Origin of the sequence: Moorena sp. SIO1G6, assembly GCF_010672795.1 — a bacterium.
Lineage (GTDB): Bacteria > Cyanobacteriota > Cyanobacteriia > Cyanobacteriales > Coleofasciculaceae > Moorena > Moorena producens.
In genome coordinates this window covers 1-17,505 of the sequence record NZ_JAAHFZ010000034.1, presented here as the reverse complement: position 1 = coordinate 17,505, position 17,505 = coordinate 1, and the positions used below count along the sequence as shown (strand labels likewise).

Sequence of the window (17,505 nt, the reverse complement as noted above, 5' to 3'; positions counted from 1 at the left end):
AATTCTACATTCTACATTTTTAATTCTACATTCTTAATTCTACATTCTTAATTCTACATTCTACATTCTTAATTCTTAATTCTACATTCTTAATTCAAAAATTCAGATTACCAATTCTGAGCGCAGGATAGTAACTGCTTGTCCACTCAGAAAAACGCGATCGCTACCGGTATAGTTAACCTTTACTACACCACCCCGAGAGGAGGCTTGGTAGGCTAAGAACTCATCTTTACTATTGCGCTCGCGCCAGAAGGGAGCGAGACAACAATGGGCAGAACCTGTAACTGGGTCTTCATCAATTCCCACTCTGGGGGCAAAGAATCGGTAAACAAAGTCGTATTCTGAATCACTGTCAGCCCAACTAGTAACAGTTACTGTAAACAGAGGTAAGGTTTTCATCAGTTGGAAATTGGGCTGCATCTGCTTGACCAACTCTTCCGACTCGACCTCCACCAAATAGCCTAGGGAATTTTTCCCAACCCACTTGATGGGTACACCTAAGGCTTGGCTGAGTGCTTCTGGAGTACTGATAACTTCTGAGGGAATCACCGGGAAATCCAGTTGAATCCACTCACCCTGGCGCTGAGCTATCAGCAATTCATTCTTGGTGTAGAACCGAATCGTTTGATCAGGGGAGACATGTCCCTCTGACCAGAGAACATGAGCACTAGCTAGGGTGGCGTGACCGCATAAGAAGACTTCCACTGTTGGTGTAAACCAACGCAAATTGAAACCATCCTCTTGCTTGACTAGAAATGCGGTTTCAGATAAATTCATCTCTCGGGCTACGTTTTGCATCCAGCTGTCATCTTGGGCAGTTGGTAAAACACAGATAGCAGCAGGATTTCCTGTAAAGGGTTTACTGGTGAAAGCGTCTACTTGAATAATGGTTTGTCCCATAATCAGGCAAAAGGTTAAATCAAGTCTGGTTAAGGATTTTTAAAATGATTGATTGTGTTAATTTTAAATTGTTAAGTGTCACTTGATCATTAACAATTTAAAATTAACAATTAATTAACAATTAACATGCCATAAATTTTCCGAAGATGTTATCTAGAATTGAGCCTGTCTCCGGCGGGAGAGTAGAACTGTAAACGTCCAACACCTAAATATAAACCATAGGGCCTATCTCCAGGGGGGAAAGCTGTAACCCCAAACAGATAGACACCACCCCATCGTGGATTACGAACAGGACGAAGCCCAACTGTAATGGTTTTTCCTGGGTTTACTGGTGGATCGAAGGTAACTGAAATTGTTTTGGTTGAGTCGTCTTTTGTTACCCTTCCCAGAGATAACGGCTGACCCCGGTCTTGGTAGGTTCCTTCAAATGCTGAGGATTTCTCGGGATAGAATCGAATCTTATATCCTCCTTGACGCTGATTAATGGTTAATCTTTGGAGTGGTTCACCTATATCCCCTGGTAAGTCCACGGTGAAATAGTATGTTCCTCCTCGAACATCAGCTTGATTAAACGTAGTTACTGCATCCAACAACCTAGGAGATTTCTCAAATGAAACTCTGCCATCCGCTAACTGAACGGCTTGGGTTGAGGGAGTATCCAAAATTACTAAGGATAAGACTAAGGCTATAGTAATTTTGAGCAAGTTTACCGAAAACAGAAGGGGCGCACGGAAGCTCAATCTCTTTAGAGCTGGGATCAAGGGTGACGCGGTGGTATATGAGGCCGTCTTTTCTTTGATTTCACCATCTAACATGTTGACACTAGTGATGATTCTTGTTATTTGATAATTCTAAGGTAAAAGGTTAGTAGGGAAAGCATAATTGATCCTGTACAACTATGGCATCTGTCTGTAGTGAGGAAAATCACGAAGGGAGTAAAGGTGGGGAAGCATGGCACCATGCACAATGGCAAAATCAAGTATTTAAAGTCAAACTAGTATTTATTATTTCCCCATCTCCGTGATCTTCCGATCTCCTCTTGGAATACATCCTATGTCTGTTTTGTCAAGCCCTCAATTCTATCCACCTAGGCTCAATCCCGTATTAACCCGCCTCTGTCAAAGCTTTTCTGATCTACTCGCCGATAATTTTTATAAACTGAAGTTAGTGGTTGAGTCTACGGACCTAGAGAAACTGGCTCGGTTGGAAGAGGAACGGGTGGTTTATCTCCCGAATCATCCTACCCTTGATGATGGGGTGGTTCTGTTTCTGTTATCAACTCGGTTAGGGCAACTGTTTCACTATGTTGTGGCTTACGAGAGTTTCCGGGGATGGAACAAAAAATTTCTGCCCCTGATGGGAGCCTACTCGATTAGACGGGGTTTAGGCGATCGCGCCAGCATTGCCCAAACCCTAAAGTTACTGAAGCAACCGAGTTGTGATTTGGTAATTTTCCCCGAAGGCGGCTGCTCTTATCAAAATGATACGGTTATGCCCTTCCGAACGGGAGCTATTCAACTGCCTCTACAAGCAATGAACCAAATGGTCAAACAGGGTGAACCTGTTCCTAATCTCTATTTAGTACCGGTAAGTCTGAAGTACCACTACACTGATTCCATGAAGCCAGTGATTGATCAGACCCTGTCCCGTCTAGAGAAGGCGTTCAACATTAATGCGATCGCACCAAACTTCTATGGGCGTTTACGGGGTGTGGCTGAGCAAGTAATTCTTCGCTTAGAGACTGAATACGACCTTAATCTAGACCAAAGCACTCAGATGGATTGGAACCAACGGATTAACCAGCTCAAAACTCGTATGTTGAGTGAGTGTGAACAGAAGCTAGAGCTAACACCAGCAACCATGACACCAATCCGAGAACGAGTGTATAAAATTCAGTCAGTCTTAAAATCCCGTGCTCAAGAGTTAGAAGAGTTTGATGAAACGACCTATGAATCGATTTACCAAGCTACTGTCCGCCTGCTGAACTTCGATGCAATTTACGATGGTTATGTTGCTGCCTCCCCTACGCCAGAGCGTTTTTTGGATACCCTGACTCGACTAGAGCGGGAAGTGTTTAAGTTTAATCGACCTTTGGCGAAAGGACACCGGAAAGCGATGCTCCGCATTGGAGACCCCATAAACCTCAAAGAGCATTTTGAGTCCTACAGACAAAACCGAGCAGCTACAGTGGAGATGTTGACCCAACAACTACAACAGACAGTTCAAGAAAATTTATCGTAAGCATATGCTTACGTCAACTGGATTTGAAATTAGTCCTGACAATTAATTTAAAATTTGTTTGCAAAAATACTTTTGTTTGCAAAAATACTTCACACTTTTTCCAAAAACAATTGGTTAAGCTAAGAGCAGGATAGAAAGTAGAGGAAATTTTATGAACGCTGTTTTTGGCGTGGATTCACAGCAAAGCCGCTGGCGAACCATTGCCATGTTTGCTTTAGGGTTTTGGCTCAGTAGCAGTTTGGTTATAGACTTTGTGATCATGCCATGCATGTCTACAGCTGGCATGATGACTCAGGCTAGTTTTGCTACAGCTGGCTATTCAATCTTCTGGACATTTAATCGTGTTGAGCTTTTGTGTGGCGCTTTAATATTAGCCAGCCTCCTAGTGCTGCGTGGTAATTCTAATCTTTATCATTACGTCAGACGCTGGTCTATTTTATTATCCCTGCTCATGCTAGGGATCGCAATCATTTATACCTACATCATGACACCCCAGATGAGCGCTATGGCTCTACAACTGAATCTTCTAGAGCCAGTGAGTGGCATGCCAGCAGGAATGGTGCAAATGCATGAAGGCTACTGGCTGCTAGAAGCAATCAAGTTAATCGGAGGGACTACACTACTTAGCTGGTGCTATCAAGACTATCGTAGATTGGTGTGTTCGTGACCTGCTCCCACACTCCCCCTAACCCCAGAGGTGATTAATGCTCGTCGAAATGATTGTCAGGTTAATCGGGTGAAAGGGAGGTGGGGTGGTGGGGGATCAATCCTCCACCGTTCCTTCTGAAGGCCACAATAGCCGTAATGCCATCAAAGCAAAGCCAATGGCTGCGATCGCTTTAAGTAGACGAGTAGGCAATAGATGAGCCACCCCTCCCCCAGCTACTACTCCCAGAAAGCTAGCAAGTATCAGTGCCGCTATAGTTCCCAAAAACACAGTACGGGGGGAATTGAGACTACCACTGAGTGCGATCGCTGCCAATTGGCTTTTGTCTCCAATTTCAGCTAAAAATACCGTTAGGAAACTTAGTCCTAGTAATTGCCAATCCATCGTCTAACCTTAAAGCATCTAACCTTCAACTTTAAACCTCCAACCTTCAACCTTGGCCTTTCGGCCACGCTACGCGAACAACCTTCAACCGTCTAACCTTCAACCGTCTAACCTTCAACCGTCTAACCTTCAACCATCTAACTAATACTAATTCAGTTTAATTGCGTCCCACAGAAGCATAACTGAGATCAACAGTAAAAGTGTTCCGGCAGCAGTATCCATCATCTCAGGGGAGAAGCGCTTAGCCAGCCAATGACCAATCAGTACACCTAGCAAACTAGTAGATATCAGTGCTGCGGCAGCACCAACAAACACAATCAATGGAGACTGGGATTCAGCAGTGATTAGTAGTGTTGCTAGTTGGGTCTTGTCTCCCATCTCCGCTAGAAAGATGGTTAGGAAGGTTGAACTAAAGATTCCCCATACAGCCATTTGGTTTGCTTTTACTGGCTGACTCTGGTCAGATTGAGTCACTGGAAAACTGCTCAAGATATAGGTACTCTATACAATTTACCAAAATTTGCATAACTTTACATAAATTCTGAGGCTGTGATCGCTCTCAAAATGTCAGGACTTAGGCGGTTAAGTTGATTTCGCCCCCCTAGCCCCCCAATTTTTCGGTGCGACCCGTGGCGAATTAAATTCGCCAACGGAAAGCGCACCGGGAGGGGTAATGATGTCAAAGTCCCCCTCTGGGGGACCAACGGGTGCAAATGCGTAAGTCCTAAATGTAAATTCTTAAAACAAGTTGAGACTTTTCTCCCCGAAAATTCTTATGATTGCTTTGGTAAGCATTCAGCTGTCAGCTGTCAGCCGTCAGCCGTAACTCAGATTAAACGTTACCGTAGCGTGGCCACAGGCCAAAGCTTACCTGTTTTATTCAAAAGCTGATTGCTGATTGCTGATTGCTGATTGCTGATTGCTGATTGCTGATTACTGATTGCTTAGTTGCTTTGATTGCTGATCAATTTATCAAATATGGGAGAAACTGCATTGATTAACTCAATTTTGTTAGCTGCTGTGGAAACCTCTGTTCCGGTGACCCCAGAGTGGAGTCCCACAGTGGGGATAGTAATGATTTTGTGTAATCTGTTTGCGATTACTGTTGGTCGCTTTGCCATCAAAAACCCCGGTCAAGGCCCAGCTTTACCTGGTGCCTCTGGACTGTTTGCCAATTTTGGTATCCCTGAACTCTTGGCAACTACTAGCCTGGGTCACATCCTAGGGGCTGGTGTCATCTTAGGTCTAGCCACTAGTGGTGTTCTGTAAGGTCTTAAAAAGGACTTAGCTTCAGGGGAAGAGAGGGGAGAGGGGGCAGTGGCAGAAGCCCCAATTAGTCTAAAATTATTTTTGACTTTTGATATCGTATTTGCTTCCCCTTCCCGATTCCCCTAGCAATTCTGGTTGAACTCGCTGCAAAAATAACACCACTGCCGCTGAAAACGACCCCTCGATCACCATCAGGGGAATATGGGCAACCATTAGCCCGTAAATTGCTATCCGTTCTGCTGCCACATTAAAATTAGCAGGAATATTGGTAATGACTAGGACGAAGAATATTAGCGTCGCCACTCCCAAGCCAGCAGCACCCGCCAAGAAGCTGAAGATAGCAGTAACAATTCGATTGCCTTTACCAAACACCCGCCGCAATTGGAACAGGTGATAAGCCAAGATTGCTGATACTCCGATCATGGCTGCATTTATCCCGAGGGTGGAGAGTCCACCATGCTGGAACATAACTGCTTGAAAAAACAAACCAATCAGAATGGCAGGAACGGCGTAATAACCTAAAATTGCCCCTAACAAGCCATTGAGAACGAAATGGACACTCGCTGGTGGGATGGGGAGGTGAATTGAGGATGCGACAAAAAAGGCAGCAGTCAGTAAGGACGCTCTGGGAATTGCCTCCTGGGGGTTTTGATGTTGATCAATTCGACGTAGGGCATACCAAGTGAGTCCACCAGTAGCTGCATAACCAGCAAGACAGACAGAAGCAGGGAGAATACCATCAGGAATGTGCATTAGTTTTCCTCCCTAAGAAAAAGAGTGCTGTACCCACAAATCCCCAGACACCAGCAGCTGCCATGAGCATTCTCTGAACAGGGGTGTAACTAGGACTGGTTGATGAGATCATTAGGGAGTTACCCGCTGCTGATGACTGACCCGCTACAGCAGAATTCTCCTCACCAAGAGTAAGAGTAATCATGCCACCGTGACCAGCTTGGCGCACCTGAATTGTCCAATTTCCCTGCTGAGCGTAATCGGGAGCAAAGATAAACCTGCCGTTGGTGTCACTAGTCCCGGTCTGCCAAGGGGTGGTAGGATTATTGGGAGCATAAATGGTTACTTGGGCATTGGACATCGGTTTACCAGTGTCGTAATTAGCATTAATCTCAATCGCCTCGATAGTTTTAGATTCAAGCCTAGTGCCGTGAGCCTCAGCATTGACTGACCAACTCAAGACAGAAACCAGGCTCAGTAGCATCAAACCTTTCCACTTCATCCTTAATTCTTGACTGTTGAGTGTTGACTGTTAAGCTAGTGTGCATTTAATTGGCATATTTTTTACTTTCCGGAAAAGTCGTCAATCTCTGTGACCCTCTCCCACTCTCCCACTCTCCCCCTCTTCAAGAGTCATGCAAAGCGCGATGGGTCAGAGCTGATCAGGTTTGATTTTTCTAGCACTACCTCTCGATTTTTCCTTGTCTTGATCAGGACTCTAGGTTATAAGACTCCGGGGTTTGGAGTAAGGGTGTTGGGTACGTCATGACCTAGAAATTGGCGTGGATTTACAGTGACCTTCACCGACATGACCTAGGTTAGGCAGAATGTCTTGAGTAAGCTGCTGATAGGTGCGAGCTGGGAGTGCTGATTGAAGCTGAGCCATGGTCACCTCTAGTTTGCCGTCCTTAGCCAGTGCAGCTAATGGCTCAAATCCGATCGCACCAGTGTTGAGGGGGTCATTGGCGGTCAGATCACTATCGCCAAAAATGTGATCGAAGTGGAAGGTAGCTTCTATCTCAGCTTCCCCATCCTTGGCTAGAATCCCTTTGCGCTGATCACCGACGAATTCACCACAGCGGTATTCAATCTCTTGGTCGAGTTTGATCACAAAATCAATGGTTTGTCCCTGCTTACTAGCTTTACCACCCATGACTAAGGTTTGACCCATTGCTGGACCAATCTTGGCTTTGAGCATTTTCCAGGAAAGAGCATTGTAATGACCAGTTGGTGCATCAGCTATCTCACCAATCAGAATTGGCTCGGCATTCTCTCCCCCCTCCGCTAAATCGATGGTTTTGGGATTGGGCAGGATAATTTTCTCTTGGACTGAGATTTCCTTTACTGTATCGGGGTTAAAGGGAGGGTTAGTTTGGTAAGCTGTCATGTCCGCTAGGTTGATGTAAACCCGATCGAAAGATATTTGCCAACGGTCTTTGGAAACAAAGCCCTGTCGGACAAAGTCTTCACCGTTAGCCCGAAATTGCAGCTTGCCATTCCCTGCTGTAGGCTTAGTCTCGCTCTTGGGGTCACCATCACCACAGCCTGAGAGGAAAAAGACAGCTATAACCATTATGTTTACCCATATTTGCACCTTTGTGATCATGATTATGCGATCGCTTCTACCTTCGCTTTTACCTTAATTAGTATACAAAACTTAATAAAACTGAATTTTGGGGTAATGTGCAATGCCCCTCTCCCCCATCTCGCCACACTCCATTAAGGGAGTCGGGAGCGGTGCGACCCGTGGCGAATTTAATTACGGGTCAAGCGCACCGAGGGAGTCGGGAGCGGTGCGACCCGTGGCGAATTTAATTCGCCTACGGAAAGCGCACCGAGGGAGTCGGGACTGGCTAAGCGGGAAAATTGAATGTACCCCTTCAGATCTCAAACGCTATAACCGCTTTTATCATACTTATGAGGTACAGTCTTTATTGGAGCTCATTGCCTTTAAAAGCTTCAAAATTAATGTCTTATTACTTCTGCCCTCTGCCTTAAAAGGATAAGCAAAGTACCTCACCAAAATGAAAATTGCTATATCATCAAACCCAATCGTGATTTCTCATAACACCAAGAAATCCGGCGTTGCTGAATCAAAAAATGGTATATAGCGCTTTTTATCCTCATGAGGTACACATATTTTTTTACCTCTTCCCTCTTCCCTCTTCCCTCTTCCCTCTTCCCTCTTCCCTCTTCCCTCTTCCGAAGTCCCTGCTCCCTAAAACCCAAAAACTTGTACCTTACTAGATTAAAAACCGCTATTTTACCATAAAATGGTAAAAAAAGGTAGGTCTTTTATTTGCAACAAAACCTACCTATTAACAATGTTACCCACATTATACCAAAACCACCTAACAAGGAAATTTACTCTAGCCGAATATATTTCCTTAAAAATTTTCGTCAATCTCTTACAGTCAATTAAAAAAGTGAGTTTATAAAAGTTAGCCAATGCTCTCCCTTTACCGATTAAATTTGAAAGTATAATAAAAATAATTAAAAGATTTTTATGATCTCCCAATCTAACACTTGACAAAGTTTGGTTGCCAATAGTTGAAGACTGATTGAAAACCTACTTTACTGATAATCAAATAATTTATTTAGCAATTGATAGAACGAATTGGGGTTCCATCAATTTATTAATGGTTAGCTTAATTTGGGAGAAAAGGGCGTTTCCAGTATATTTTACTTTGTTGCCAAAGGGAGTAGTAATTTAACAGAACAACAAATAATCTTGTCAAAAGTTATCCCGCTTCTTGATGCAGTCGCTCATGGGGTTTACCCCATGAGCGACTGCATCAAGACAAGGAGTTAAAGTTACCAAAACCCGTGGTTTTTCCAGTTTTAATGTTGCTGGTAAGTGGCAACGTAAACTCAAAGGAAGAGCGCCGTTCGCGTAGCGTGGCCATTCGCGCAGCGTGGCCCAAAGGCCAAGGCCAAAGAAGGATGGTTTATTTTGACAAACTTTGATAAATTAGAGTTGGCAATTTCCGCTTACAAAAAAAGATTTAATATAGAGTGTTTAGAGATTTCAAGAGTGGTGGTTATAATTTAGAAAACACTAAAGTTGAGGGTAAACGGTTTATTTCTATAGTTTTATTGATATCTATAGCTTATACTTCTGCAACTTTTAAAGGTCAACATATTAAACGTAAAGGAATCCAAAGTTATGTGGGTCGTGTAAAAGAATATGGACGTATGGAGCGGAGACATAGCGGTGCGACCCAAGGCCGGGGAACCCGGCCTTGGAGGCGCGCACCGTCCAGTTTTTACGTTGGTTTATATGGTCAAACCTGGATAAAGTTTAAGGATGTTTGTCTAGAATTAGTAACCGAATTAATGAAATTAAATCCTAATAAACGAAAGTATTATCAACGAGGTTTAAGGGCTATGTCGCTTATAGAATCTGCGTTTTAGCTTATTTCGTCACCCCCTCAGATTTTTTATACTAATTTACCACACTTAATCTAGGAGAGCCATTTATTTTTGGTTTGTGTCAGGTTAATTATTTCCTAATCACAATTACATCCTAGGCGGTTTTTTTTTGGTATGCAAGGGGTTTTTAAAAGGCTTAGGGACATTAAAAATGCCTTGTGTCTTTTAGGTAGTAGTAATTGGTTATTCGTCATTTTTACTTTGGATGCCAGCCCTTTGCCTGGAATACTATGGGATTATTATTCGATTAGATAAATAGCTAATTAGGGAAATTAGGGACATAATTATTGCTGTTTTTTCTTTTGTTATTTTATTTGTTGTGGGAGAAAAAGAATGAAGTATAGCGGTCTTTAGGGAGCAGGGACTGAGGCCGTGGGTCACGCGGGGCGCGTTCGGAGCAGGGAACAGGGAACAGGGAACAGGGAATAGGGAACAGAGAACAGAGAAGAGGGAATAGGGAGTCGGGAGTCGGGAGTCGAGGGGAGTCGGGAAATGGGTAAATGGGGAGATGGGGAGAATTATCCCGGATATTTTGGTAGATTTGGATACATATTTTGAGGAGTTTCTAGGCTCTGATTTAGGTCACAGCGTCGAAGCCTGTGCTACAAAGCTGTTTGATATATGCGATCGCGAAAGTATTGGTGAAATAGTCCAGTCAATTTTCCCCGCCCCGACTGGGATCTCCCGACTGTTTGATATATGCGATCGCGTCTGTAATCGTGATCAGCTCCAGTCAATTTTCCCCACCCCGATTCCCGACTCCCGATTCCCGACTCCCGATTCCCGATTCCCGATTCCCGATTCCCGATTCCCGACTCCCGACTCCCGACTCCCGACTCCCTAATTTATTAGCAATTCAATATTTTGTTCAACCTTAAAATATTAATTAATTTAAATTAATATCAAAAATAAGTGACCTTAACGTCGTCAAAGTATACAATAAATATATTGCAATTTTCAGCAAAAGGAAACGAATCATTATGGCTCAAAATTTCGTCCCCAACCCTGGTGATAATCCCAACCAGCCTAGTGTGCCTAAGCCCTCTGGTGAGGGACAGCGACGACGGGAACAAATCAAACATATCTTAAGTGGTTCTCCCCAAGCTGTTCGGAACACAATTTCTACACTTTATGCCGTTGGTTACGCGCAGGTTAATGATTGGAGCACACCTCAACCTACTGAAAATCCTGGAGAGGTGATCAGTATTTTGATTCGATATGTGCTGCTAGATTAAGCTAGATTAAGATAGTAATTTGCCAGGGATTCCAATCCCTGGCTAAGACGAAGCCTCAAGTTTCAAGGATAATTTAGTGTGTTGTGGATTCCGACAATTGACCGGCTAAGTAGAGCACAACTAACATGATTCGGTGGTTTCACTAGTGGCTTGAGGTGCAGCTAGGCTGTGAAGCGTGGAAAATGGCAATAAATAATTCGGTCAAGGATTGGCGTTAACCAAAACTTGACCGAATTTTTTTTAAAAGGGAAGCGGGAGTAAAAACTGAAGTAAATTCCTCTAGACTGCCTGATTTATGGGTGGTGACGGAAATTAACTCTGAAAGGTAACAGTTTCAATGTTGACCTTTGATACTTGAGTGTTGCTAGAGTTGGCTAATTCGCGATCGCGGCTTATATCATGTCCGGATAATTAATGATAAAAAACCATTTCCCTTTAGACATTACTCCTTTTCTTCTGCCAAATGCCAAATGCCAAATGCCAAATGCTTTCGATTTGCCAAAGTGTAACTATTCAACCGGAGATAATATTACCTATTCGTCAAGTCAGGTAAACCTTCAGCAAAAACTCCCCCCTTAACGAGATTGGGGGGAGGAATTTTTCCACACTAATGATCCAGTCCGTTTATGAGCTAGCTGTTGTAGGTTGGTTACCCCAAACACAACAAGACCAGAAGCCCATTAACTAAATAAAATACCGCCACTATCTGGGTCTCTGACCAGCCAGAAAGTTCCAGATGATTGTGGAACGGTGACATTTTTAATAAACGTTTACCCACCCCATTGGCATCTTTGGTGGCTTTATAGTAACTAACTTGAGCAATCACTGAGACGGCTTCTAGGAAGAAAATACCACTAATTATAAATAAACCCCAAAGGTTCCCAGTCAAAAGTCCTACTGCTGCTAGTGCTCCTCCTAGGGCTAGAGAACCGGTATCCCCCATAAAGACTTTGGCGGGATTGCAGTTGTGGGCAATAAAACCCAGGCAACTGCCACTCATACAAGCACAGAAGACCATTAAACCAAGGGAGGTTGGAGCAATCAGGGCAGCTAGTCCTAAAAATGCGATCGCACAGGTTCCTGCTGCTAGTCCATCCACTCCATCGGTAAGATTAGTAGCATTACTTTCTGCTAATAGCACAAATATACCCAGGGGCCAAAACAAAAATCCCAAGGGTAAGACGATTCCCAAGGGTAGGGTGATGTTAGTGATACTGGCTGGCTGCGTTTGTGCTAACCATATACAAAACAGTAAACTGACCACAATTTGTAAGGCCAGTTTCATTCTCGGTGACATCCCTTTATTAGAACGGCGTTGGACTACTTGCCAATCGTCCACCCAGCCGATTAACAGATAGCCAAGGGTGGCTAGGGATACCGCTAGGACTGGGGTAAAATCCTGCTGTGGGAGGAATAATCCTGACCACACCAGGGCAATCACCACCGCTACCGGCACAAAAAATATGCCACCCATGGTGGGGGTACCCGCTTTCTGTAAATGGGATTGGGGACCCTCTTGACGAATAATCTGACCCATTTTGAGTGCTTGTAGAAAGGGGACTGCTCGATATCCAATCCCAGTAGTGACCAGAGCACAGATCAACAGGGGTATGGTGATGGAGTTACCTGCGATCAGGGAGCGAGCTGCTGTCCCATCCAGAATTAATGCACCCAGAGTTAAGCCGATTGATAGAATATATAGGAGTTTAGTTCCCGTTAAGTTGAACAACTGCCCAGACAATCGTTTAGAATCTACCACAAGCCTCTTATTCCTTTGTTGAACACTCCTCACAAAGATACAATTCCCTGTATCTTTGCTTATATCCGTATAATTTACGGTTACGAGTCAAATCCTAACATCAAAGGTCTGCGATCGCTCAGGGTAGGACTGATTTTTGAAAATTTACGAGATGATCAAGCTATGACCGGATCACAGGATGACCGGATCACCGCATCACGCCATGACCGGATCACTACCAAGGTCTGGGGAGATCAGAAACACTACAGATGGTGATGGTCAGCTCGTAAGCATTCAGTTAGCATTCAGTTATCAGCGTGTCGCGTATCAGCGTGTCGCGTATCAGCTAATGGGCTACGCGCAGGCTACGCCAACAGCTTATGGGCTACAGATGGTGCTACTTGAGGTGCTATCAGCGTGTCGCGTATCAGCTTTCAGCTTTCAGCTTTTGAATAAAACAGCTAACCATTTGTTTAACAAGATTCGCGGAATTCCCCAACCTGGCCTTTGGCCAGGCTACGCGAACGTTCAGGTTGGGGATGGATAGCGAAACGACAAGTTGTGACAAATCTTGACGAATCATGCTATAATAATTATGGTTGCTGACCCGCCTGACCGACTAAAAGGCTACCTTGCAAACGGTCTAATATCCAATCAGTTTTAGGCCAAAAGGTATAAAAGTACTAGCGGAGCTCAGGGAAGAGACTTGCCCCAGCTGGTTAGTCATAGTGCTGTAATTCCAAGGTAAGTCTGTCGTGAAAGTTATACGTCCTTAGAAGGCGGATGTCTGCCTGTGGACGCTGAGTAAGACCAATATTAGCGCGGCTTTTAGAGGCGTCGGGGACGCGCGCGGGAAACCCTTTTGACGAATAAGACCGTCCCTGATTTGAGTTGAGAATTGGAAGCCCCAACCGAGAGCGTTGCAGGTTGGGGTACTTCACTCTGAGTTATTTCCACAAAGCTGTTCGCGTAGCGTGAGCCTTTGGCTGACGGCTGACCGCTGACTGCTGACCGCTGACGGCTGACCGCTGACTGCTGACGGCTGACCCCTGAATGCTTACGAACAGCTGGGTTAATCATGGCGCAACTCCACTGTGATGATCACAGCTTTAATCTAAAAAGAGACAATCTTGTTGTCGTTGGCTTAGCCCGCTGGCAATGGCTTGCAACTGGTTTTTAGAGAAGATCATTCTCTCAAAGGTTGTGATCGGTCGTCTAGAAGTGTAGCCAAAAGTCATTGAGTATCGCTCTGATCCAGTAGGTGGTTTCAGACGATGGAAAATGCTGCGTGTGTCAGTAAAAATTACTGTGCCGTAGGGTCCTGAGCAAGGGTTCCAGATAGATTTAGGCGCAATCCTTGCCATGTCTTTATCCGAGACAAAACCAGAACTGTAATAATTGTAGTTCAGGGTTTGAGCTAATGATGAGGTTAAATTTCTGGGAATATATTCAAAAGGGCCACCATCTAACCCCACATCATTCAAGTAGATAATGATTTTCACCATGCGATAGTCTTCTGGATCTACGTGCCATTGCCTGACATGTACTGGTTTTCCATCGGCAATATTCCTTTGAAGCGTTACACCAACAAAGAACACTGGAACACCAAGGTAATTTTCTACAATATCAAGCAATCGTTCGTTAAGTCCCCACTTTAAAATTTGTGGGTAACTAATTAGCTCTTCGCGATAGGTTATACTAAATCCGGTTATAATATACTTAATACAAGAACAGAATTTCAAATGCCCAAAAAAGCTTATTTAGCTGACCATCTGAGTAATAGTGAACTGAAAAAAAGATACAGAGCTTCTCAAGACCCTGTAGAAGCAAGAAGATGGCATTTACTATGGAAAATTTCTCTAGGATGGACAATAAAAAATGCAGCAGTCGCTGTAGGAATTAACTATCAATATGCTTTTAAAATTATTAAAAAATATAATGAATTGGGAGAACAAGGAGTCAAAAATCTTAAGAAAAAAAGCGTTAACCATCCCAGAGTAAAAAAGCCATTATTAAACGAACAACAGTTCCAAGAATTAACAGTTCAACTTAAAAAAAGACCACCAGATGGAGGAATATGGACTGGACCAAAAGTAGCTAGATGGATTGAAACTATAACCGGAAAGAAAAAAGTTTGGAATCAAAGGGGGTGGGATTACTTAAAAAAGTCCAAATATTCTTGGCAGAAACCCAGACCCAAACATCAGAAAGGAGACCTGATTGAACAACAAAAATTTAAGGATAATTTTCCTTTGATAGTCCAACAATTACGATCAAAATTTCCCGATACTCAGGTAGAAGTCTGGTTTTTTGATGAACACAGAGTCGGATTAAAGCCAATTATCAAAAAAATCTGGGCTCCTATAGGAGAAAGACCTACAGCAGTAGTCCAACATCGTTATGAGTGGTTATATATTTATGGATTTGTTGAACCAAAAACCGGAAAAACTCTCTGCTATTTAATACCAAGAGTTAACAATCAATGGTTAAGTTTAGTCTATCAAGCCTTCGCATTAGATGTGGGAATTTATCAAGAAGCCCTTGACCTTGGGTCAAGGGAACCTAAAAAAGTTATTCTTTTAGTAGAAGATAATGCCGGATGGCATCGGAGTCAACAGGTAAAAATACCAGAGGGAATAATTGTGAAATTTCTTCCTCCTTACTCTCCGGAACTACAACCAGCAGAGAGATTGTGGTCTTTGATAGATGAACCTCTGGTGAATGAATATTTTCAAACTATAGATGAAATTGAAGAACGTTTAGTAACTCGTTGTCAGCTCCTTCTCCTACGGAGACGCTCCGCGAACAAACCATGAGCTCAGAGATTAAAAATTTAACTAATTATCATTGGTTAACTTATGACTAAAGTTTATAAGCTTTTATAAACCGGATTTAGTATTATACAAGACTCCGTTTTCGGTATGGGCAATGCCCGTAATTTTGGTAATATATCCTCAGCATTATCTATCAGTTCCTTAGAGTAAATTCCTAACTCTTCTAAAGAAGTAACAAACGTTCCTTGTCTGTTTAGAGAATTCAACAATGGGAAATCTACTGGTGCTAGGGCAGGAAGGTAATTATAATGGTTTTATCGTCGGATGAGATAGTCCCCATAGTAGAAATTATGTAGCATCGGTATGCGGAAAGACTCTCTCTTAATTTTTCCCGGTAAACGTTTGGTCTTTTTTCCCAAAGAATTACCACTCAAAATCATAAAATCAATAACATAGTTCTAATTAAATTGATAGAATACCACAATCAAATGTATAGGTTAATACTGAATAATTGCATTTTCATAAATCAATATTTTGAAGTTTATATTGCGGTGAAAAGTTTATAATAAGCTAAGTTTATAACTATCTCTTATGACTATAAAATATCTAGCCTATCATCGACTATAAAGTCCGGTTAATCATTTCCCAAATATTTTTTATTTGGTAATGGGTAATCGTAAACTACCAATTCCCAATTCCTAGCATCAGGGTCAGCATTCAGCAGTCAGCAGTCAGCAGTCAGCTTATTTTATTCAAAAGTACCTCAAGTAGTGTGGCACAGGCTTCGACTATCAGCCAAAGGCCTTGGCCTATGGCCACGCTACGCGAATGGCCACGCTACTTGAGGTGCTTATGCGCTATGGGCACGCTACTGTTCGCGCAGCACCTCAAGTAGCGCAATCGGTGCTTTTAGGTGCGACCCGTGGCGAATTTAATAATTAGATGCGGAAAGCGCACCTTTGAATAAAAGAGGTAAGCAAAAGTTTAATCTGAGTTATAGCACTACGCATTAAGGTTAGGACATTTATAAAAGCAGCAAAAGCTATTATAATCAGCTATTGCTAGCATGCTAGCATGCTAGCATGCCTGGCACGTAGCGCTATACCTCTGCTGCGATGGGATTCATAGTCTTTGGCTAAGAGTTAAGTTAAGATCTTCAGCCGTAAGCATTCAGCCGTCAGGGGTCAGCGGTCAGCTTAAAATAAAGCTCGTTCCCGTAGCGTGCGCATGGCCCAAACGATATAATTTAATAGTTCGAGATTAATGATAATTGAAAGTCACCAGAAAAGTCCATTGCGCATTGCGCATCGGCGCACGCGACTTGAGGTGCTTTGTGGCACAGGCTTCGACCCTGGGACTTTGCTCAAATTAAACTAATGCTTACCTCTTTTATTCTTAACGCTTTCCTCCTCAACCGTACCCATAGCGCATAAGCACCTCAAGTCGCGTGCGTGGCACAGGCTTCGACCCTGGGAGGTAGCGCATTAGCTGATAGCTGAATGCTTACCTTCTGCCAGTAACAGGTGATATTCAAGTTCACTGGCTGAACCCATAGCAATTTGAAGAAAACGGGCTAGTTCGGCTTCTGACAAACGTAAGCATTAAGCTGACTGCTGACTGCTGACTGCTGAATGCTTACCTAATACTTAAAGCCTCAAGCCTAATACCTAGTGCCTAAGTTAATACTAATCCCTGACAAAGGTAAGGAAACTTTCCCATAAGCATCCAAAAGTTTAGGGGCTTGATGACGCCACTCCAGCATCTCTTCCATCCTGCGTCTACCTTCTGCTCCCATTTTTTCTCTGAGTTCAGGAGAATTGAGCAGTTCCAGAATTTTCTCAGCAAACTCCAGCTCGTGATTAGGCGTAGCATAAACAGATGCATTCTCTGCAGAGCGTCTTCCCTCTCGGAGGTCAAACTGAACAATAGGTTTACCTAGCGCCGCTTAACCAAGCCCCATAATATCGGGATATATTAGGATGTAACGGTACAATACGGACAAATAGGTATCTTACTCCAACCGAAGCTCAAAAACGATATGGTTATAATCCCAAAACCCTAGCTAGATGGGCAGATGCAGGAAAAATCCAATGCATTAGGTCTCCTGGAGGTCACCGCCGCTATCTAGCTAGT

At 43.4% G+C, this 17,505-nt stretch carries 22 protein-coding genes and 2 pseudogenes; 12 read left to right on the top strand and 12 right to left on the bottom strand.

Annotation, left to right across the window (positions count from 1 at the left end; all coding sequences use genetic code 11):
* Positions 1 to 102: 102 nt before the first annotated feature.
* Entirely contained in the window at positions 103 to 900 is a 798-nt protein-coding gene (locus F6K63_RS25240) for a PhzF family phenazine biosynthesis protein (protein WP_008179202.1), read from the bottom strand.
* Between the two features lie 149 nt (positions 901 to 1,049).
* Entirely contained in the window at positions 1,050 to 1,715 is a 666-nt protein-coding gene (locus F6K63_RS25235; protein WP_008179204.1) for a DUF2808 domain-containing protein, read from the bottom strand.
* An 83-nt stretch (positions 1,716 to 1,798) separates the two neighbouring features.
* Here F6K63_RS25235 and F6K63_RS25230 point away from each other — a divergent pair, with 83 nt between their 5' ends.
* The 3 genes from F6K63_RS25230 to F6K63_RS25220 all read left to right on the top strand — a co-directional run bounded on the left by F6K63_RS25230 (position 1,799) and on the right by F6K63_RS25220 (position 3,808).
* Positions 1,799 to 1,924: a hypothetical protein gene (locus F6K63_RS25230; protein WP_267871979.1), complete on the top strand. Its 126-nt coding sequence runs from the start codon at positions 1,799 to 1,801 to the stop codon at positions 1,922 to 1,924.
* Positions 1,925 to 1,953: 29 nt separating this feature from the next.
* Positions 1,954 to 3,141: a 1-acyl-sn-glycerol-3-phosphate acyltransferase gene (locus F6K63_RS25225; protein WP_287251333.1), complete on the top strand. Its 1,188-nt coding sequence runs from the start codon at positions 1,954 to 1,956 to the stop codon at positions 3,139 to 3,141.
* A gap of 151 nt (positions 3,142 to 3,292) precedes the next feature.
* On the top strand, positions 3,293 to 3,808 hold the full coding sequence (locus tag F6K63_RS25220) for a DUF4149 domain-containing protein (RefSeq protein WP_287251331.1): 516 nt from the start codon (positions 3,293 to 3,295) through the stop codon (positions 3,806 to 3,808).
* A gap of 96 nt (positions 3,809 to 3,904) precedes the next feature.
* Here the strand turns inward: F6K63_RS25220 and F6K63_RS25215 are convergent, their stop codons facing one another.
* Positions 3,905 to 4,192: a TMEM165/GDT1 family protein gene (locus F6K63_RS25215; protein WP_008179209.1), complete on the bottom strand. Its 288-nt coding sequence runs from the start codon at positions 4,190 to 4,192 to the stop codon at positions 3,905 to 3,907.
* 147 nt (positions 4,193 to 4,339) lie between these two features.
* Complete coding sequence (locus tag F6K63_RS25210) at positions 4,340 to 4,666, bottom strand: TMEM165/GDT1 family protein (protein ID WP_287251328.1); 327 nt, start codon at positions 4,664 to 4,666, stop codon at positions 4,340 to 4,342.
* A gap of 504 nt (positions 4,667 to 5,170) precedes the next feature.
* Between F6K63_RS25210 and psaK the strand changes: the two genes are divergently transcribed.
* The gene (gene psaK, locus F6K63_RS25205) at positions 5,171 to 5,461 is read left to right on the top strand and encodes a photosystem I reaction center subunit PsaK (RefSeq protein WP_008179213.1); all 291 of its coding nucleotides are present in this window, start codon (positions 5,171 to 5,173) and stop codon (positions 5,459 to 5,461) included.
* Positions 5,462 to 5,536: 75 nt separating this feature from the next.
* On the opposite strand, the gene cbiM is transcribed toward psaK, so the two are convergent.
* From cbiM to F6K63_RS25190, 3 genes are all read right to left on the bottom strand, one after another.
* Positions 5,537 to 6,214, bottom strand: a complete 678-nt coding sequence (gene cbiM / locus F6K63_RS25200; protein ID WP_287313420.1) for a cobalt transporter CbiM — start codon at positions 6,212 to 6,214, stop codon at positions 5,537 to 5,539.
* Positions 6,201 to 6,695: a carboxypeptidase-like regulatory domain-containing protein gene (locus F6K63_RS25195; protein ID WP_008179218.1), complete on the bottom strand. Its 495-nt coding sequence runs from the start codon at positions 6,693 to 6,695 to the stop codon at positions 6,201 to 6,203. The genes cbiM and F6K63_RS25195 overlap by 14 nt, the downstream gene beginning before the upstream one ends.
* 261 nt (positions 6,696 to 6,956) lie before the next feature.
* A complete protein-coding gene (locus F6K63_RS25190) occupies positions 6,957 to 7,766 on the bottom strand; it encodes a DUF4382 domain-containing protein (protein WP_287313419.1) in 810 nt (269 codons plus the stop codon).
* 110 nt (positions 7,767 to 7,876) lie between these two features.
* On the opposite strand from F6K63_RS25190, the gene F6K63_RS25185 reads away from it, so the two are divergent.
* From F6K63_RS25185 to F6K63_RS25165, 5 genes and pseudogenes are all read left to right on the top strand, one after another.
* Positions 7,877 to 8,008 carry a hypothetical protein gene (locus F6K63_RS25185; RefSeq protein WP_267873691.1) on the top strand — a complete coding sequence of 44 codons (132 nt, stop codon included), beginning with the start codon at positions 7,877 to 7,879 and terminating at the stop codon, positions 8,006 to 8,008.
* Complete coding sequence (locus F6K63_RS25180; RefSeq protein ID WP_008179222.1) at positions 7,996 to 8,199, top strand: hypothetical protein; 204 nt, start codon at positions 7,996 to 7,998, stop codon at positions 8,197 to 8,199. The genes F6K63_RS25185 and F6K63_RS25180 overlap by 13 nt, the downstream gene beginning before the upstream one ends.
* Before the next feature lie 435 nt (positions 8,200 to 8,634).
* Positions 8,635 to 9,607: pseudogene (locus F6K63_RS25175) on the top strand (transposase family protein); the annotation flags it as partial.
* A gap of 526 nt (positions 9,608 to 10,133) precedes the next feature.
* Complete coding sequence (locus tag F6K63_RS25170; RefSeq protein ID WP_287313418.1) at positions 10,134 to 10,469, top strand: hypothetical protein; 336 nt, start codon at positions 10,134 to 10,136, stop codon at positions 10,467 to 10,469.
* 136 nt (positions 10,470 to 10,605) lie between these two features.
* Complete coding sequence (locus F6K63_RS25165) at positions 10,606 to 10,860, top strand: hypothetical protein (protein WP_008179228.1); 255 nt, start codon at positions 10,606 to 10,608, stop codon at positions 10,858 to 10,860.
* Positions 10,861 to 11,509: 649 nt separating this feature from the next.
* On the opposite strand, the gene mraY is transcribed toward F6K63_RS25165, so the two are convergent.
* Positions 11,510 to 12,619, bottom strand: a complete 1,110-nt coding sequence (mraY, locus tag F6K63_RS25160) for a phospho-N-acetylmuramoyl-pentapeptide-transferase (RefSeq protein WP_008179230.1) — start codon at positions 12,617 to 12,619, stop codon at positions 11,510 to 11,512.
* Positions 12,620 to 12,634: 15 nt separating this feature from the next.
* Here mraY and F6K63_RS25155 point away from each other — a divergent pair, with 15 nt between their 5' ends.
* On the top strand, positions 12,635 to 12,874 hold the full coding sequence (locus F6K63_RS25155; RefSeq protein ID WP_131826983.1) for a hypothetical protein: 240 nt from the start codon (positions 12,635 to 12,637) through the stop codon (positions 12,872 to 12,874).
* Between the two features lie 552 nt (positions 12,875 to 13,426).
* On the opposite strand, the gene F6K63_RS25150 is transcribed toward F6K63_RS25155, so the two are convergent.
* Positions 13,427 to 13,678, bottom strand: a complete 252-nt coding sequence (locus F6K63_RS25150) for a hypothetical protein (protein WP_287313417.1) — start codon at positions 13,676 to 13,678, stop codon at positions 13,427 to 13,429.
* Between the two features lie 29 nt (positions 13,679 to 13,707).
* Positions 13,708 to 14,232 (bottom strand): phytanoyl-CoA dioxygenase family protein, encoded by a 525-nt coding sequence (locus F6K63_RS25145; RefSeq protein WP_287313416.1) that lies wholly within the window; start codon positions 14,230 to 14,232, stop codon positions 13,708 to 13,710.
* A 108-nt stretch (positions 14,233 to 14,340) separates the two neighbouring features.
* On the opposite strand from F6K63_RS25145, the gene F6K63_RS25140 reads away from it, so the two are divergent.
* Positions 14,341 to 15,414 carry an IS630 family transposase gene (locus tag F6K63_RS25140; RefSeq protein ID WP_287313415.1) on the top strand — a complete coding sequence of 358 codons (1,074 nt, stop codon included), beginning with the start codon at positions 14,341 to 14,343 and terminating at the stop codon, positions 15,412 to 15,414.
* A gap of 1,442 nt (positions 15,415 to 16,856) precedes the next feature.
* Here the strand turns inward: F6K63_RS25140 and F6K63_RS25135 are convergent.
* Entirely contained in the window at positions 16,857 to 16,964 is a 108-nt protein-coding gene (locus F6K63_RS25135; protein WP_008179236.1) for a four helix bundle protein, read from the bottom strand.
* A 68-nt stretch (positions 16,965 to 17,032) separates the two neighbouring features.
* Positions 17,033 to 17,314 (bottom strand): annotated as a pseudogene (locus F6K63_RS25130) (glycosyltransferase); the annotation flags it as partial.
* 29 nt (positions 17,315 to 17,343) lie between these two features.
* On the opposite strand from F6K63_RS25130, the gene F6K63_RS25125 reads away from it, so the two are divergent.
* A partial coding sequence (locus F6K63_RS25125; protein WP_353813095.1) for a helix-turn-helix domain-containing protein occupies positions 17,344 to 17,505 on the top strand: 162 nt, incomplete at its 3' end.

Bases quoted from the DNA above. Each gene is read 5' to 3' on its own strand.
- psaK (WP_008179213.1), top strand. From the start codon at position 5,171: ATGGGAGAAACTGCATTGATTAACTCAATTTTGTTAGCTGCTGTGGAA.
- F6K63_RS25240 (WP_008179202.1), bottom strand. From the start codon at position 900: ATGGGACAAACCATTATTCAAGTAGACGCTTTCACCAGTAAACCCTTT.
- F6K63_RS25140 (WP_287313415.1), top strand. From the start codon at position 14,341: ATGCCCAAAAAAGCTTATTTAGCTGACCATCTGAGTAATAGTGAACTG.
- F6K63_RS25230 (WP_267871979.1), top strand. From the start codon at position 1,799: ATGGCATCTGTCTGTAGTGAGGAAAATCACGAAGGGAGTAAAGGTGGG.
- cbiM (WP_287313420.1), bottom strand. From the start codon at position 6,214: ATGCACATTCCTGATGGTATTCTCCCTGCTTCTGTCTGTCTTGCTGGT.
- F6K63_RS25150 (WP_287313417.1), bottom strand. From the start codon at position 13,678: ATGATTAACCCAGCTGTTCGTAAGCATTCAGGGGTCAGCCGTCAGCAG.
- F6K63_RS25170 (WP_287313418.1), top strand. From the start codon at position 10,134: ATGGGGAGAATTATCCCGGATATTTTGGTAGATTTGGATACATATTTT.
- F6K63_RS25195 (WP_008179218.1), bottom strand. From the start codon at position 6,695: ATGAAGTGGAAAGGTTTGATGCTACTGAGCCTGGTTTCTGTCTTGAGT.
- F6K63_RS25190 (WP_287313419.1), bottom strand. From the start codon at position 7,766: ATGGTTATAGCTGTCTTTTTCCTCTCAGGCTGTGGTGATGGTGACCCC.
- F6K63_RS25215 (WP_008179209.1), bottom strand. From the start codon at position 4,192: ATGGATTGGCAATTACTAGGACTAAGTTTCCTAACGGTATTTTTAGCT.
- F6K63_RS25165 (WP_008179228.1), top strand. From the start codon at position 10,606: ATGGCTCAAAATTTCGTCCCCAACCCTGGTGATAATCCCAACCAGCCT.
- F6K63_RS25225 (WP_287251333.1), top strand. From the start codon at position 1,954: ATGTCTGTTTTGTCAAGCCCTCAATTCTATCCACCTAGGCTCAATCCC.
- F6K63_RS25220 (WP_287251331.1), top strand. From the start codon at position 3,293: ATGAACGCTGTTTTTGGCGTGGATTCACAGCAAAGCCGCTGGCGAACC.
- F6K63_RS25235 (WP_008179204.1), bottom strand. From the start codon at position 1,715: ATGTTAGATGGTGAAATCAAAGAAAAGACGGCCTCATATACCACCGCG.